The sequence below is a fragment of the Hyphomonas sp. GM-8P genome (assembly GCF_003263315.1).
Taxonomy (GTDB): Bacteria; Pseudomonadota; Alphaproteobacteria; order Caulobacterales; family Hyphomonadaceae; genus Hyphomonas.
The window spans coordinates 124,804-141,094 of record NZ_AWFE01000072.1 but is presented as its reverse complement, the minus strand read 5'-3'; the positions used below and the strand labels follow the sequence as shown (position 1 = coordinate 141,094).

General features: G+C 63.2%; 13 protein-coding genes and 1 riboswitch. Of the genes, 3 read left to right on the top strand and 10 right to left on the bottom strand.

Translation table 11 applies throughout. From position 1 onward, the window contains the following. Nucleotides 1–6: 6 nt before the first annotated feature. From HY26_RS11020 to HY26_RS11010, 3 genes are all read right to left on the bottom strand, one after another. Nucleotides 7–1,278, bottom strand: coding sequence for an amidohydrolase family protein (locus HY26_RS11020; protein WP_034766210.1), 1,272 nt, complete (start codon nucleotides 1,276–1,278; stop codon nucleotides 7–9). Next, entirely contained in the window at nucleotides 1,275–2,696 is a 1,422-nt protein-coding gene (locus tag HY26_RS11015; protein WP_034766208.1) for an amidohydrolase, read from the bottom strand. Before HY26_RS11015 ends, HY26_RS11020 begins: the two co-directional genes overlap by 4 nt. A gap of 84 nt (nucleotides 2,697–2,780) precedes the next feature. Beyond that, nucleotides 2,781–3,113 (bottom strand): hypothetical protein, encoded by a 333-nt coding sequence (locus HY26_RS11010; RefSeq protein WP_199288550.1) that lies wholly within the window; start codon nucleotides 3,111–3,113, stop codon nucleotides 2,781–2,783. Between the two features lie 159 nt (nucleotides 3,114–3,272). On the opposite strand from HY26_RS11010, the gene HY26_RS11005 reads away from it, so the two are divergent. Beyond that, nucleotides 3,273–4,643, top strand: coding sequence for an acyltransferase (locus HY26_RS11005; protein WP_146740210.1), 1,371 nt, complete (start codon nucleotides 3,273–3,275; stop codon nucleotides 4,641–4,643). A gap of 9 nt (nucleotides 4,644–4,652) precedes the next feature. Here the strand turns inward: HY26_RS11005 and gcvPB are convergent, their stop codons facing one another. The 7 genes from gcvPB to HY26_RS10970 all read right to left on the bottom strand — a co-directional run bounded on the left by gcvPB (nucleotide 4,653) and on the right by HY26_RS10970 (nucleotide 14,416). Beyond that, on the bottom strand, nucleotides 4,653–6,227 hold the full coding sequence (gcvPB, locus tag HY26_RS11000) for an aminomethyl-transferring glycine dehydrogenase subunit GcvPB (RefSeq protein WP_112073604.1): 1,575 nt from the start codon (nucleotides 6,225–6,227) through the stop codon (nucleotides 4,653–4,655). Further along, nucleotides 6,227–7,570, bottom strand: a complete 1,344-nt coding sequence (gene gcvPA / locus HY26_RS10995; RefSeq protein WP_112073603.1) for an aminomethyl-transferring glycine dehydrogenase subunit GcvPA — start codon at nucleotides 7,568–7,570, stop codon at nucleotides 6,227–6,229. Before gcvPA ends, gcvPB begins: the two co-directional genes overlap by 1 nt. 27 nt (nucleotides 7,571–7,597) lie before the next feature. After that, on the bottom strand, nucleotides 7,598–7,987 hold the full coding sequence (gcvH, locus tag HY26_RS10990) for a glycine cleavage system protein GcvH (protein ID WP_034766201.1): 390 nt from the start codon (nucleotides 7,985–7,987) through the stop codon (nucleotides 7,598–7,600). A gap of 12 nt (nucleotides 7,988–7,999) precedes the next feature. After that, nucleotides 8,000–9,169, bottom strand: a complete 1,170-nt coding sequence (gene gcvT / locus HY26_RS10985) for a glycine cleavage system aminomethyltransferase GcvT (protein WP_112073602.1) — start codon at nucleotides 9,167–9,169, stop codon at nucleotides 8,000–8,002. A 148-nt stretch (nucleotides 9,170–9,317) separates the two neighbouring features. Next, nucleotides 9,318–9,409, bottom strand: a riboswitch (glycine riboswitch). Between the two features lie 110 nt (nucleotides 9,410–9,519). Then, entirely contained in the window at nucleotides 9,520–10,674 is a 1,155-nt protein-coding gene (locus HY26_RS10980) for a DUF697 domain-containing protein (RefSeq protein ID WP_112073601.1), read from the bottom strand. Nucleotides 10,675–12,073: 1,399 nt separating this feature from the next. Then, on the bottom strand, nucleotides 12,074–13,846 hold the full coding sequence (gene argS, locus HY26_RS10975; protein WP_112073600.1) for an arginine--tRNA ligase: 1,773 nt from the start codon (nucleotides 13,844–13,846) through the stop codon (nucleotides 12,074–12,076). Between the two features lie 3 nt (nucleotides 13,847–13,849). Continuing rightward, on the bottom strand, nucleotides 13,850–14,416 hold the full coding sequence (locus HY26_RS10970) for a hypothetical protein (protein WP_065382912.1): 567 nt from the start codon (nucleotides 14,414–14,416) through the stop codon (nucleotides 13,850–13,852). 174 nt (nucleotides 14,417–14,590) lie between these two features. Here HY26_RS10970 and ispH point away from each other — a divergent pair, with 174 nt between their 5' ends. Both ispH and HY26_RS10960 read left to right on the top strand, forming a co-directional pair. Continuing rightward, nucleotides 14,591–15,538: a 4-hydroxy-3-methylbut-2-enyl diphosphate reductase gene (gene ispH / locus HY26_RS10965; protein ID WP_034766197.1), complete on the top strand. Its 948-nt coding sequence runs from the start codon at nucleotides 14,591–14,593 to the stop codon at nucleotides 15,536–15,538. A gap of 12 nt (nucleotides 15,539–15,550) precedes the next feature. Beyond that, a complete protein-coding gene (locus HY26_RS10960) occupies nucleotides 15,551–16,246 on the top strand; it encodes an alpha/beta fold hydrolase (RefSeq protein ID WP_034766195.1) in 696 nt (231 codons plus the stop codon). Nucleotides 16,247–16,291 lie beyond the last annotated feature (45 nt).

Genomic DNA, 16,291 nt, shown 5'->3' with positions numbered 1-16,291 from the left:
CGCGGCTTACGGCTTCACATAGGCGTACGGGCGATCCGTCTGATCAAGCGACAGGTAGCGGTCCCGAAGCTCCGTCTGGCGCGAGGTCATGTCCTGCGGTTCGCCGTCGATGAACACAGCGTCGGCATTCGTGGTCACTTCCAGCGGATCTCCATCCCACGCCACAACATCGGCGTGCGCACCCGGTGCAAGAATACCGTAGCCAGACAATCCGTAGATGGACGCAGGCGTCACGGTCAGCGCCTTCATGGCATCATCCCAGTCCATGCCATTGGCCACGGCATTGCCCGCAATCTGCGTCATCAAGCGGGCAAGATGGGTAGAGTCGTCCAGATTCACGATCGCCACCTGGACCCCGGCCTCATCGAGGCGCGCGGCATTTTCCTGCGTCGCGGCCAACTGTGAAAAACTGGCCGGCAGGTTTGCGAACCCGTCCACGATCACCGGAATCTTCAGCTTTGCCAGCCGGTCAGCCACACGCCAGCCTTCATCCGCGCCGAGGATCGCAAACTTCAGGTTCCGATTCGACTCGGCGAGGTCCATCACAGCGTTGAGGTCGGTCGCACTGCGGGCATCGATCACGATCAGCTGTCGCCCACGTGCGGCCGGCGCAAGCGCTTCCGCATCCCGGCGGGACAGGACATCTCCTTCACCGCCCGCAATGTAGCGGGTAGGATAGGCGCGGGCATCGTCAAAGGCGGCGCGAAGCTGGGCCCACGCTGCAGGACGCGACCCACCGGCCAGCCCTGCTCCACCTTCGCCAAGCGTGATGAAGGTGAAAGCATCTGATGTCAGGTCTGTGTCCTGCGCACCACTTGTGTCAGCAATAAAGCCCTGACCGGCGAACAGGTTCGTTGAAGGCTGCGGTGCAACCGCAACGCGTGTCACGCCGCCGAGCCGGCTGACGTCGACCGCCGTATCATCGGGGTTAAAACCATCCGATGCATCCAGCGAAGCTGAAAAACCCGACAGGGCCGCAACGGCATCATTGGTCGAGTCCTCGGCATCGACTTCGATGATGCCTGTCCGGGAAAATGCCGAGATGAGACCCGGGGTCACCCATTCGGCACTGATCACTTCAGCCCCTTCCGGCTTGGACGTCGACGCTGGCCCGACCGACATGATCGTGCCATTGCGGATGACCACAACGCCATTCTCGATGGTGCCGGCATCCGTGCCCGTCCACACTTTCTTGCCTTCGACGACATAGGTTTGTGCCGAGGCGCCGAGCGCGGCCACGGCAACAATTGCAGCACTTGCCATCAGCTTGCGGATCATTTCATGTCTCCTTCGCCAGGCTGGCCGAGTTCAAAGTCCCGTACAGGACGAACTGAATTGTCGGCGCGATCATACATGAGCGCCCCATCAATGAAGACCTGATCGGCCTTGGTGTAGACGCTGAACGGATTGCCGGACCAGATCACCACATCGGCCATTTTACCGGGCTTTAGGGAACCGGTACGCTCTTCAATGCCGAGCGACTTCGCCGGGTTCAGCGACAACCATTCCCAGGCAACTTCAATAGGAACGTCTATGCCGACGCGCTTGCCATCGGCCCATGCCTTGGCCGCTTCCTGGTTCAGGCGCTGGATGCCGATATCGCTGTCGGAATGCACGATGGCGCAGGCCCCGGCATTGTGCACCATCGGGATGTTTTCCGGGATGCCGTCATAGGCTTCCATCTTGAAGCCCCACCAGTCTGCCCACATGGACGAACAGGCGCCATAATCGGCCAGCTTGTCGGCGATCTTATAGCTTTCCACAGCATGGTGGAATGCGGTGACCTTGTATCCAAACTCCTTCGACAGATCCATGATCTGCGCCATTTCATCCGCGCGGTAGCAGTGCATGTGGACGAGGATCTCGCCCGCCAGAACGCCGGCAAGGGTATCCAGCTCCAGATCGCGCGAAGGCATTTCGCCGCCTTCAGCGGAATACTTGTCCCATTTGCGCTTGTACTCGGCTGCCTTGATCCAGGCTGCCCGGTAGCCAGCCATGTTCCCCATGCGGGAGAATGGTGCGCCGCCCGGAAAGCTGCCATTACCATAGCCATAGACACGCTTCGGGTTTTCTCCGCAGGCCATTTTCAGCGTGTAGGGCGCGCTCGGGAATTTCATGCCCTGAACCGTGCGTGCCGGCACGTTCTTCAGCGTAATGCCGCGGCCGCCAAACAGGTTTGCACTGCCCGGAAGGACTTGCAGCGAGGTGACCCCGCCAGCGAGCGCCCGGTCAAATCCCGGGTCCTGCGGCCAGATGCCATGCTCCACCCAGACCTCCGCCGTCACCGGTCCGGAGACTTCATTGCCATCCTGATGGGCTGAAACGGAGGGCGACGGATAGGCCCCGAGGTGGCTGTGGTTATCGATGATACCCGGCGTCACCCAGCGGCCGGACGCGTCAATCACGGTCGCCCCTTCCGGGGTCTCCAGGTCAGCGCCAATGGCCGCGACCTTGCCGTCCTGAAGCAGCAGGCTGCCGTCTTCGATCTTCGCGCCTTCTCCATCCAGGATTGTCGCATTGGTAATCAGGACTGGGGCGTTGGGATACGCAACATAGGTTGACGGATAGGGGTCCGGATCGAAGGGTTCATTTGGTGTGAACGGCTTGATCGCCGGTCCGTCGCCGTCTCCGCTGCCGCCACAAGCGGCAAGAAAAATGGCCCCTGCGGCGAGTGCCACCCAGTTCCGTCTTGTCATATTCTTTCGCCCCGGTTCTTCCCGTTTCGTGCCAGCCTCATAGAGCGCGGATCAGGTCGAACCGCAAGGCATGCACCCAGTAATTCAGTCAGGGGTGGCCTTCAGGTTTTCACGCTTGTCGCGCCCGAAGACCAGCCGCATCAACCAGTTCGGCGCAAACCGCTCTACACGTGGATGGCGCGTCATTATGCCCTCCATCCACCGGCGTCCCCAGACAGAGTTCCGGCCGAGCAGGATCACTCCAATAATCGCGATGGGCAGACCGATCGGAAGGAACGGCGTTGCCATGCCAACCGGGATGGCAACCGCAATGTGCACCAGGCCGACGACCGCCAGCATTTGGCGAAAAAAGCCCCCGACATGTTTACGGGCCGACTCGATAGGTTTGCGAAAAGAGCCGGCGGGTGTGTCAGTCATTGGCGGTTCAGTTGAGGACATGGAAAGGATATGGGTTCAGAGCAATTTCATTGCCAAGTAAAATCACTTCCATGTGTCCAAAGTCTGGCAACCACGTTGCCCGGTTGCTACACCCTGCATAGAAATTGACCGCCGGGGGCGTTGGACAGCGAGGCCGATATGAAATTGCAGTCCATCCAGGCGCTTCGGGGTCTTGCGGCAATGCTGGTTCTGATTTTCCATATCCATGAACTGGAAGTGCTGGCCATTGCTGACAATAACCTGACGGAACGCGCCTGGGTCGGTGGCCTGTTCACAAATGGCTATGCCGGGGTGGATCTGTTCTTCGTCATCTCCGGCTTCATTATGGTCTATGTGACGCGCAATAGCGTGTCAGGCCTCAGGCAGGCGGCAAACTTCCTGTTCGGACGCGTGACCCGGATCTATCCGGTCTGGTGGGCCTTCGCCGGGTGTTTGACGATCTACATGTTCGCAGCGCACGGACTGTCGGGACAGAATGCCGCCTGGCAGAAGGCATCCTTCGGCCAGCCCATGGTTCCGTTTCTGATCAAATCCTTCCTGCTGATCCCACAGCCCGCCTTCCCGATCCTCAATGTCGGCTGGACGCTGGTTCACGAAGTGTATTTCTACATCATGTTCACCCTGTTCATGCTGGCGCCGCGTAAATGGCTGCCCGTGCTGCTCGGCGTCTGGGCGGCACTCGTGACGGGTGGCGCCATGATGGGCCTGTCGAATCCCGTTGCGATGGGCTGGGTCTCGCTGGCGGTCCATCCCATGACCCTCGAATTCATTCTTGGCGCCATTGCCGGCCTCGCCATCACAAACGGGTTGGTCTGGCGCAGCGGTGTGCTGACCCTTGTTGCCAGCATGCTGCTGATGGCAGGGCTTTGCTATCAGGGTCAGGAATCAAAATCCCTGCTTCTGTGGACCCGCGTGCTCTGGTACGGCGTTCCCGCCGCATTGCTCGTCTATGCGGTGGCCGGGCTGGACCTTCAGGCTCGCCATACCTGGCTCATCCCTGCCCTGTTCGGCTGGCTCGTGACGATAGGCCTTTATCAACTGACCGGCCTCGACGGCGACAGCGCCGATGCAGCCAGGCGCTGCGCCACAATCCTGACGGTCACCGTTGGCGGCATCGCCATGCTGATCGTTATCTGGTTCGGCTGGCTTCTGGGCCAGGGTGCACCCGAACTGTTGCAGCGAACACGCGCCTTCTTCCGGCACGTGCTCGACGGGGCAGTAAAGCTCGGCGACTGGTCCTTTGCGCTCTACCTCTGCCACCTCATTGTGCTCAGCGGCCTGCGGGTGGTCTTCAGCCTGCTCGGCCGGTCAGATGCGCTGGCGCCCCTGTTCCGGCTGGGTCATCCCGGCGTGCTGGACAATCTCGCCTTTGCCACGAGCGGCATCGTCTGCACGCTTCTGGTATCGTGGCTCAGCTACCGAATGTACGAGCAACCGCTGACCGTCCAGTTCGGACGTCTTAGAAAGTCATTGTTCCGCCAGGTCCAGCCGCAACCAACCCCGGCCTGAACAATCACTCTACTCGGCTGCGACCGGCGGGGCTTCTTCCGGCTCCGCCCATTTCAGGACCGGCTTGCGCGCAGCTTTCGTCTCATCAAGACGTCGCATCGGGGCAAGATACGGCGCGCCTTTCAGCGCTTCGTCGCCCTGCGCCGCCCGGCGGGCAATCGATTCCAACGCGTCGCAGAAACGGTCGAGCTCAGCTTTCGATTCCGACTCCGTCGGCTCGATCAACATGGCGCCGTGCACGACCAGCGGGAAATACATCGTCATCGGATGATATCCCTCGTCGATCAGCGCCTTGGCAATGTCGATCGTCTCGATGCCTTCGGCGGTGAAGGCATCCGAGAACAGCGCCTCGTGCATGCAATAGCCTTCGAACGGCGCCGTCATCACTTTCTTCAGGCGGGCCTGAATGTAGTTGGCGTTCAGCACGGCATCTTCCGAGGCCTGCTTCAGCCCGTCTGCACCATGGCTCAGAATGTAAGTCAGCGCGCGCACGAACATGCCCATCTGGCCATGGAAGGCGACCATGCGGCCAAAGCTTTCCGACGCGACGCCTTCGATGTCCTCGACGAGGCGATACATGCCGTCGGCATCCTTCACGACAAACGGCACAGGCGCATAGGGCGCGAGCGCTTCAGACAGAACGGTCGGGCCGGACCCCGGACCGCCACCGCCATGCGGCGTGGAGAAGGTCTTGTGCAGGTTGATGTGCATCGCATCGACGCCCAGGTCACCCGGGCGCACCCGTCCGACAATCGCGTTGAAGTTCGCGCCGTCGCAATAGAAATAGCCGCCTGCCGCGTGGATCAGGTCAGCGATTTCCTTGATGTCTGTTTCGAACAGGCCGCACGTGTTCGGGTTGGTCAGCATGATGCCGGCAATGTCGTCAGACTTTTCCAGTTTCGCTTTCAGGTCAGCCATGTCGACCCGGCCGCGTTTGTTGGCCTTGATCTCGTCAACGATGAAACCGCACTGGACCGCCGTTGCCGGGTTTGTTCCGTGGGCAGACTCCGGCACCAGAACGCGCTTGCGGGTCTCGACTTCGCCGCGCGCGATCAGCGCCTGACGGATGGCCATCATGCCGCAGAACTCGCCATGCGCACCGGCTTTCGGGCTCATCGCCACGGCGGGCATGTTGGTCAGCGTCTTCAGCCAGGTCGCCAGCTCATCGATCAGCTCCAGCGCGCCCTGCACGGTCGCCTGTGGCTGCAGTGGGTGGATGTCACCAAAGCCCGGCAGGCGCGCCATCTTTTCGTTGAGGCGCGGATTGTGTTTCATCGTACAACTGCCGAGCGGGAACAGGCCAAGGTCGATGGCATAGTTCTTCTGGCTGAGGCGCATGTAATGGCGCACCGCTTGCGGCTCCGACAGGCCAGGCAATCCGGTCGGCACTTTGCGCGTCACACCGCCGAGACGGTTCTTGGTGCCTTTCGGCGCCGGCAGATCAACGCCTGTCGTTTCCGGCGTACCGATCTCGAACAGCAGATCTTCGTGTTGCAGTAGACCGCGAGAACCAGACACGGTTTCAATCGACGACATGGAGACAGACTCCGGAGACGTAGGGCGGCCCTGAGTGTTCATGCTCATCAGATGATCTCCTTAAGGGCAGCCGCGTAAGCCGCTATGTCTTCTGGCGTTGTACATTCGGTGGCGGCGCAAAGAATCACGTCGCCCATATGGTCTCCCGGGAACAGGCGGCTGGCGCGAACACCGCCAACAATGCCGGCTTCGTCCAGCATGGCGAGCACGGCTTCGGCATTCATAGGCGTACGGAAGGCGAACTCGTTGAAGAAGCGCGGCGTGAGGATCTCGACGCCCGGCACGGCGGCCAGCGCATCAGCAAGGTCGCAGGCCGCTTCGTGGTTCAGCACGGCCATCTGCTCCAGCCCCTTGCCGCCAAGCAACGTCATGTGCGCCGTGAAGGCCAGCGCGCACAGGCCGGAGTTCGTACAGATGTTCGACGTCGCCTTGTCGCGCCGGATGTGCTGCTCGCGTGTTGAAAGCGTCAGCACGAAACCACGCTTGCCTTCGGCGTCGGTCGTTTCACCGCAGAGGCGTCCCGGCATCTGGCGGACCAGTTTCTGCGTGCAGGCGAAGAGTCCCACATAGGGTCCGCCGAAGTTCAGGCCGTTCCCGATGGACTGGCCCTCGCCAACGGCGATATCCGCGCCCATTTCGCCAGGCGGCGTGACGAGGCCAAGGGAGACGGCTTCGGTGAACACCGACACCAGAAGCGCACCCTTGCCGTGCGCGGCTTCGGCCACCGGTGAGAGATCCGACACGGTGCCGAATGTGTTCGGCGACTGGCCGATCACGCAGGCCGTCTGATCATCCACGGCATCAGCCAGCGCCAGTTCGCCATCGATGGCATGCTCGAGCTGCACCACTTCGATGCCTTGCGCTTCGCACAGAAGTTTTGTGGCGGCTGCGTAGTGCGGGTGCAGGCCACCGGAGAGGATCACCTTTTTCCGGCGCGTTGCCCGGGTCGCCATCACAGCCGCTTCGGCACAGGCCGTCGAACCGTCATACATGGAGGCGTTGGCCACATCCATGGCGGTGAGCGCCGCAACTTGCGTCTGGAACTCGAACAGGGTCTGCAGCGTGCCCTGCGCGATTTCCGGCTGATAGGGCGTGTAGGTCGTCAGGAATTCGGAGCGCTGGATAATCATGTCCACTGTGGCCGGCACATGGTGCTTGTAGGCACCGGCACCGACAAAGAACGGGCCAGACGAAGCCGCGCGGTTCTTCGCCGCCAGCTTCGACATGTGCCGTTCGACCGCGAGTTCCCCCTGATGGTCCGTCAGGCCCTCCACCGTGCCATGCAGGCGGGCAGATTCAGGAACGTCTGCGTAAAAATCATCGACCGATTTCGCGCCGATGGTGTTCAGCATCTCCGCGCGGTCATCCGCTGTCAGGGGAAGGTATCGCATCCCGTACTCCGTAAGTGTCCGTGAAACCTAAAGGGTCTCGCAATAGGCCTTGTAAGCGGCCTCATCCATCAGGCCGGCAATCTCGGCGCCGTCCTTGATTTCGAGGACGCAGAACCAGCCTTTTTCCGTCGGGGATTCGTTGACGGTTTCCGGCTTGTCGGAAAGCGCGCCATTCACCTCCACCACCTTGCCGTGGATCGGGGCGTAGACATCGGACGCGGCCTTCACGCTTTCGACGACGGCCATGTCGTCGCCCGGCGCGAACTCGGCACCGACCTCTGGCAGTTCAACGAAAACGATGTCGCCGAGGGCGTTCTCGGCATAGTGCGTGATACCGACCGTGGCGAGGTCGTTGTGAACCGTCACCCATTCATGGTCTTCGGTGTAGAAGGTCGTCGGCTGTGTGTAGCGGGTCATGGGGTCTGGCTCCTATCGCTTATAATTATGCGGAACAAAGGGAAGGTCGGCGACAACCGCCGGGCGCGCCTTGCCGCGCACCATCAACTGGACTTCGGTGCCCGGCGCGGCGTGCGCCGTGGCCATATAGCCCATGGCGACCGGATGGCCGACGCTTGGGCCGAACCCGCCGGACGTGACCACGCCGACCTTTTCGCCACCGATATGGATTTCCGTGCCTTCGCGGGCCGGGGCGCGCTCCAGCGGCTTGATGCCGACGCGCTTGCGGGCCGGGCCTTCGCTCCGTTCCCGGAGAATGCGCTCGGCGCCGGGGAAGTCGCCCGCCTCACGGCGGCGCTTCTGGATGACCCAGCCGAGATCGGCTTCGATCGGCGACGTCGTGGGATCGAGGTCATGCCCATACAGGCAGAGGCCCGCTTCAAGGCGCAGCGAGTCCCGCGCGCCGAGGCCGATGGGCTTCACTCGCTCATCGGTCAGCATTTCCTTGACCAGCGGAATACCGGCTTCCGGCTTCACGAGGACTTCGAACCCATCCTCGCCAGTGTAGCCGCAACGGGAGACGATACAGCGCGTGCCGTTCAGTTCGAAGGGCATGTGATGCATAAAGCTCAGCGCTTCGCAGCCGGGGAAGAAATCCTTCATCACGTCGGCCGCTTCCGGGCCTTGAAGGGCGAACAGGATGCGGTCGTCGGCGCGGGTCAGCACGGCACGGCCGGCAAGCTTCTTCTCGAAGATGCCCCAGTCCTGCTCCTTCATGGCGCCGTTGACGACGATGTAAAGGCTGCCCTGCGCGTCGTCTCCGATGGGACGGGTGATGATAAGGTCGTCCAGGATGCCGCCGTCTTCGTTCAGCAGCACGGTGAGGCGTGCCTGGCCGGGCTTCAGGCTGGTGATGTCGCTCGGCACCTGTTCCTCGATCATGGCCGCGATCTTGGCGTGCGCTTCGTCGCCGCCGCCGATCCCGTCTTCGAGGGTCAGAAAGCATGGCCCCATGTGGGAGACATCGAACAGGCCGGCATGCGCGCGGGTCCAGTTGTGCTCTTCCATGACACCGGCCGGGAACTGGACCGGCATTTCATAGCCGGCAAACGGCACCAGTTTCGCCCCACACTCGGCGTGCAGGTCATAAAGCGGGGTCCGCTTCAGGGTTTCGGTCGTTGTGTCCGCCGTTGTGTTGGCCATGGGCGCCCTCATCACAGGAGACGTCAGCGGCCTCGGCCGCATGTCCGTCGCCCCCGCTGTCTCGGCGCCTGAGAGATTCCGCCCTTGAACTCCGGGCTTGCTCCTTCGGCGAGGTGGCGCCAGACGGCCCGCCTCTTTCCAGCGTGTTGGTCCTCTCCCGGCCCTTTTGCCTGAGCGTTTCCGGGGCGGTTGCGCCTTCGGCGGCGGGGCTTGATACCCGCTCTCTCCCGGGGGGGACTTATACTGTCCCCCTGCTAGCGTGGATTCCGGGCGCCAGCAAGCGCGTAGCGCCTTGCCAGAGGCGCTATCCACAGGCCTGCCTCAGAATGAGGCGGCTGCCAGCACCCCAATCAGCTGCCCGGCCCTGTTCCGGCGGGCTTGTTGCCGCCGAACCAGCTCTGCACTAGGCCCCAGGCGCTGCGGGAGCCGGCGAGCGCCTTCTCCGTCGCCCGCGTCGCGGTGGAGGTGAGCCCGCCGACGCCTTTCAGCAGGTCGCCGATGACCGAGCCCGATTCTTCCTTCACATCCTTCAGCGCCTCGGCCGAAATCGCTTTTGCCTGCCCGGACGACCAGCCCTTGAAACTGCGGCAGCGGCGCTTGGCGAGATAGCCGAGCTTCAGCGTCATCATCGCGTTCACCCCGCCATCCATGACCGGCCCGGCGACGAGGCCGCCCATCCGGCCGAGCAGGCTGCCGATGACATCGCCGGTGAGATCCGTCACATCCTCCAGCGCGCGGGCGACGACGACGATGGCGGCAACATCGCGCAGGATGCGCAGACTGCCCCAGAGGTGCGGGCGGCCGAAATAGGTCCGGGCGACCTTGGCCACGAGATTCGCGTTCCGCCACAGCACAATGAAGGCATCCACCGTGCCATTCATAGAGACCGCCGTGGCGACGCCGACAGCAACTGCTTCGGCATGGATCAGCTGGTCGACTTTCTTGTCGAGCGGCTTCAGGACCGCCTCGATATGGTCGCGCTCGAAGTGTTCGAGGTCGGCGGAGATCATCAGCGCTTCTTCCGGCGTGGCGCGGCGCGCGCGCTCCAGCAGGGCCTGTCCGCGCAGGATGCTTTCTTCCAGTTCGCCGCGCTCCTCCTGAACCAGCGGGTTTTCAGACAGCATCAGCAGGTATTTCAGGTCATAGCGCAGCCGCGCAGCCAGCGCTTTCGGGGCGGGCGCTTTCGGGTCAATCGCAATGGCAGGCGGCTTCGCGGCGACCGGCATGGCGAGAAAGCCCATGATGGGCCGGCCGACCAGCACCACCAGCATCAGCGCCAGGATGACGATATAGGCATAGCCCAGCACCGGATGGACATCGTCGAACATGCGATAGAACAGGAAGCCCTGCCCGATCACGACGAGGAAGGCGATCACCAGAAAGGCGGTGGCCGACCATTTGAGGAATTTCCAGCCTTGCGCCCATTGGGACGCAAGCTCCCACTCCATGCCGTCCTTGGCGGGCTGGTCCGGGCCCGGTACCGCCTTGGCCTTTTTTTTGGCCATGTCGCGTATCCTCCCTGCTCTTGAGCTGAACTCCCCCTTATAGGTGGGATAGCCTTGGAGCAGACGCAACACCCCCGCCTTTGCACAAGCAGGACCGACGCCCGTGAAGGCGCTTGGTGGAAGGTCAGATTTTCGGAGGGCAGAAACGCGTCGGGTTTCCGGCAGGGGGAGAAGAAAGCCTCGCTCCCCTCGGCTTTCGACGACACGCAGACGCGCGTCGTCCGCCGGAGCAAGTGTTGAGATGAGGGGCTGCAGGTGGAGATATTCTGGCGCCGCCGCCCGGCCGTCGCAGGCCGCAGCGAGGCGGTCATTGGAATGCGCACGCGGCTTCAGCCACCCGCGTTCGCTTTTCTACCCCGGAATCCAGTCGATGCTGACCAGGTAGACGGAGATTGTCCGTCACGCTCCAACGATACTTCACACCCCGACCATAGGCCGCCCAGATCTGCGCGCGCAGCATCAGTATCTGGACCCAGATCAGGGGCCAGAGAAAGGCAAGCTGCGGCGGGCAGCCCGGAGGAAGGCGAAACAGCGACATGCCGGGCAATATACATCCGGATACAGAGGTGTCGGATAGTTTTGTTCTTGAGGCAGTGATTGCAGCAGGTTCAGTGCATCGGGCTGGTGGATAGCGCCCCACTTGCGTCATCCCCGACCGCGCAACGGTCTGGGGATCCAGCTCTGAACATGACCTCGGGAACGTCATGACTTGACGTGTTTGCCTGCGCGTTCGGAGATGGCCGTTGGCCAGCGGGCGTGACGCGTGTGGGGAATGATCACACCAGCACCAAATCCGTCTACGCCATGACCAGGCATGATCATCCAAGACCATGACGGACTATACCGGACTTACCCGTATCACCCGCCGCCCACGCAAGTGTGAGCCCATGTGATTTTTCCGGATTTCCGGGACATGCCACATCGGGAGCCGACCTTCGGAGCCCTCCCATGACCCGCCTGCGCGCCCCTGCCCGCCATGCCTGCTGGACTACCGCCTTTCTCGCTGGCGGACCGTGGTTGTGGCTGGGCAGTTTCCTGCTGGAGCGGCAGCCGGACCAGAGCTTCGCCTTCGTGTTGGAGCGCGCAAAACTGCACGCCAATCTCTGGCTGCTGGCCGGCGGCGTGATCTGGTACGCGGCCTGGTCTTTCGGCACGCTGTTGCTGCCCCGGCATGCGGCGGACCACAGGCACCAGCGCAGATTGCACCGGATATTCGACGCCGTCATCGTGCTGCTGATCCCGGCCGTGGCGGCGCTCTACTGGATCAGCGGAGACCCGGACCCGCGCCACTTCCGCCGCATGATGCCGACGGACGCCGTGTTCCTGCCCGCGCTGATGCTGGCCGCACTGCAGGCCGTGGCCTTCATTCAGATCTGCTGTCTTGAGCGCGCGGGCGCCGTTACATCCGTTCCGGCACGCGAATGCCCAGAAGGTCCAGGCCCGTCTCCAGCTGTTTCAGCACCGCAGAGGCAAGACCGAGACGGCTGGCGCGCGTGGCATCATCCGACTCCGCCGCAATCGGCAGGGCCGCATAGAAACTGCTGAAGGCCTGCGCCAGATTGTAGAGATGCTCGCACAGGACGTGCGGCATGCGCTTTTCGCGCGCCTGAAGGCAGGCGGTCGCGAAATGGTCGAGCTGCAGGACCAGCGCACGTTCGGCATCGTGGCCGATAACAATGTCGCCTGCCTTGTTGCCGTCGGCCTCGGCGCGGCGCAGCAATGATTTCACGCGCACGGCGGCGTATAGCAGATACGGCCCGGTCTTGCCCTCGAAGCTCGTGAACTTGTCGAGGTCGAAGACATAGTTCGTGGTCCGCGTATTCATCAGGTCCGAGAAGCGTAGCGCGGCGAGCGCAACGTTCGCGGCGACCTGATCGCGTTCCTCTGCGCCCATGTCTTCCGGCAGTTTGCCCGCCTCGACGATCTTCTTCTGCGCCTCTTCCAGCGCCATGGCGTTCAGGTCAGCCAGGCGCAGGACGCCGCCTTCGCGGGTCTTGAAGGGTTTGCCGTCCGGACCGTTGACCGTTCCGAAGCCAATATGTTCGAGGCGGCCTTCATCGATCAGGCCGACCATTTCGGCGGCGCGGAAGACCTGTTCGAAGTGCAGCGCCTGACGCTGGTCCACCACGTACAGCATGCGCTGGGGCACCGGCTTCAGGTTCTCCATCCGATCCATGATCGTGGCGAGGTCGGTCGTGTGATAGCCGGTGCCGCCGCGGCTGTTGATCAGCATGACGGGCGGCATTTCTTTCTTGTCGCTGTCGCGCGCAATTCGCACGATCACGGCGCCGGCGTCTTCTTCGGCAATGCCAGCATTTCTGAACCGCTCGACCAGTTCCGGGATCAGGTCGTCGACATCGCTTTCTCCCTTCCAGAGGTCGAAATGGACGTTCAGGAATTCATAGTCGATCTTCAGCGCGGCGACCGAGACATCGATGAAATGCTTCAGCAGCGCGCGGTAGCCGGGGCGCCCGGCCTGCAGCTCGGCGACAGCCTTCTGGCTGCGCTCGAGGCGTGCCGGGTCGTCCTTCGCCTTGGCGCTGGCGGCGGGATACATGCGGGCGAGGTCGTCGATCGTGACCGGCGGATCCTCCGGGTACGGCCCTTCGAAAGAGGCATCGAAATAGATGAGGTCCGGCTGCTCGTCCTGAAGCTCGGTGACGAGGTGGCCCATCTGCAGGCCCCAGTCGCCGAGGTGGACGTCGCCCGTCACATCATCGCCGAGGAAGGTCAGCAGGCGGCGCAGCGTGTCGCCGATCACGGCCGAGCGGAGGTGGCCGACATGCATCGGCTTGGCAACGTTCGGGCCGCCGAAGTCGATGACAGTGACCTGCCGGTCCGGCGCGCCTTCGGCGCCAGACATCTTCTCGCCCCGCACAGCTTCGGCGCGGGCGGCCAGCGCCTCGTCCGACACGCGGATGTTGATGAAGCCCGGCCCGGCAACTTCCGCCGACAGGACCATCTCATGTTCCTTCAGCGCGGCGGCGACCTCGGCAGCCACGTCGCGCGGGATCTTGCCGGCCTTCTTGGCCGCGCCCATCGCACCATTGCACTGGAAGTCTGCCAGTTCTGGCTTGTCGGACCGGCGGACATCGCCCCAGCGGGCTTCGAGGCCCATGGCCTCAAAGGCGGCGCTGGCGGCCGCCGACAGGTCTTTCATCAGGCTGGCCATGGATCAGGACCCGGCGTCCATGCGGAAGCGTTTGCCCGCGCGGTTGAACTCCAGCTCCTGCTCGGTCAGGTCGAAGCCGACCACGATTTCGAAGTTGGAGCCGGCGATGGTCTCATCGGCGCGGGGAATGGTGATCCGGTCGATCCTGGCGGACGTGCCGTCGAGCTTGCTGCCGCCCTCGAACTTGGCGGTGACGGTGTAGTATTCCTTCGCCAGCACCTTGCCGTTGCGGCGCGTGACGGCCACCCAGTAGGCAAAATCGTGCGAATTCGCTTCGGCTGCGGCGCCCTTGCCGAAGGCGAAGTCCACTTCCAGCTCGGCGGTCAGCGGATTGTCGCCGGTATAGCGGCAGAAGCTGCGCACATCGGTGATTTCGCCGGTGTAGCGGATATCGGTGTAGAGCTCGTCCGAACCGTCGCGGAATTCCACAATCCGGGAGGCATCATAGATCGATCCGACCGGCGGACAGGCACCGGCGTTCTGGCGGGTGTCGAGCGACTCGGCCAGGTCCTTGGTGCTGGAGCAGCCGGCCACCAGTGCCAGGGCGAGGATCGGTAGGATGATGCGCATGCGTTTCGCTGTCCTTCTTGGCCAGAAACTCTGGGCTTATCTCTGGGCGTATCTCTTGGCTTGGCGGCCCGGCGGCCCCATCTGAACTTGCCCGGCCTGTGTTAAAGGGCTACGCGCCCCCGTGCAACGCCGCTAAGGCAGGTAGGTCGCCAAGGCAACCGGAGACGAGATGAAATGACGGAAAGGCGCCCGCTTACAATCCGCCTCGCCGCCCCGAGAGGCTTCTGCGCCGGGGTGGATCGTGCCATCCAGATCGTCGAGGAAGCGCTGGGGAAATGGGGCGCCCCGGTCTATGTGCGCCACGAGATCGTCCACAATGCCCATGTCGTCTCCCGTCTGGAGGAAATGGGCGCCATTTTCGTCGAAGAACTGGACGAATGCCCGGAAGACCGCCCGGTCATCTTTTCCGCCCATGGCGTGCCGAAATCGGTGCCGGCGGAGGCCCAGTCCCGCAACATGATCTATGTCGATGCGACCTGCCCGCTGGTCTCCAAGGTACACGTCGAAGCCGAACGCCATGACCGCGAGGGCCGCGAGATCGTGCTGATCGGCCATGCCGGACACCCGGAAGTCATCGGCACGATGGGCCAGCTGCCGCCCGGCCGCATCCATTTGATCGAGACGGTCGAGGATGCCGAGGCCTTCCAGCCGATGGACCCGGCAAACCTCGCCTTCGTCACCCAGACCACGCTCAGCGTGGACGACACAGCCGACATCGTGGCGACGCTTCAAAGGCGGTTCCCGGGCATCTCGACCCCGCACAAGGAAGACATCTGCTACGCCACCACCAACCGCCAGGAAGCGGTGAAAGTGATCGGCGAAGGCACGGGTCTCGTCCTCGTCATCGGCGCGGAAACCAGCTCCAACTCGAAACGCCTCGTCGAAGTCGCCCTGCGCGCAGGCGCCGCGCGGGCCGAACTGGTCGCCAGCGCCGACGATATCGACTGGGACTGGTTCGATGGCGTCACCATCCTCGGCCTCACCGCAGGAGCGAGCGCGCCGGAAGACCTGGTGCAGGGCGTGATCGCGTCCTGCCGGTCCCGGTTTGACGTAACCGTCCAGAACATCGAGACCGCCCGCGAAACGGTGACCTTCAAGCTGCCGCGCGTCCTGACCGTATAAGACCCGACCCGCATGGCCCTGCCGCAGCTGATCCTCATTCCCGGCCGGCTCAATGATGACGGCCTGTGGCGCCATCAGGTCGCAGCCCTCGCCGATGTCTGCCGCCCGGTCGTGGCAGATGTGACACGCGGACGCTCCTTCGCGGAGCTGGCCGCGTCTGTGCTGTCCATGGCGGAGGACACATTCGCGCTCGCCGGCTTCTCCTTTGGCGGCATCGTCGCCATGGACATGGTGCGCCAGGCGCCGGAGCGGATCAGCCGGCTCGCTTTGCTCGATACGACCATGATGCCCGACACGCCGGAGACGCTCGCCGCACGGCGCAAGACGGCCGATATGGCAGAACGCTCGACGCGCTTCCATGGCTTCAGCGACCAGTTGGCCGGGGCCTATCTCTCCCCGCAGAACCGGGAGAATGCAGCATTGGTGGCCGAGATCCGTGCGATGACCGAACGTCTCGGCGCCGATGTCTTCGCCCGCCAGACCCGCCTGCCCCGCCCCGACAACCGGGATGCGCTGGCAGCGCTGGACTGCCCTGTGCTGGTCGCCTGCGGAGAAGAGGATATGCTCACCACGCCGAAAAGCCACCGCGAGATGGCCGCCCTGACACCGGGGGCCGATCTCGTCATGATCCCGAATGCCGGCCACATGACCCCGCTGGAACAGCCGGAGGCCATGACGCAGGCCCTGCGGAACTGGCTGGAAGCATAGAAACGGCCCCGCCGAACCTGTCCAAAATTTAACCTAAAAAAAATG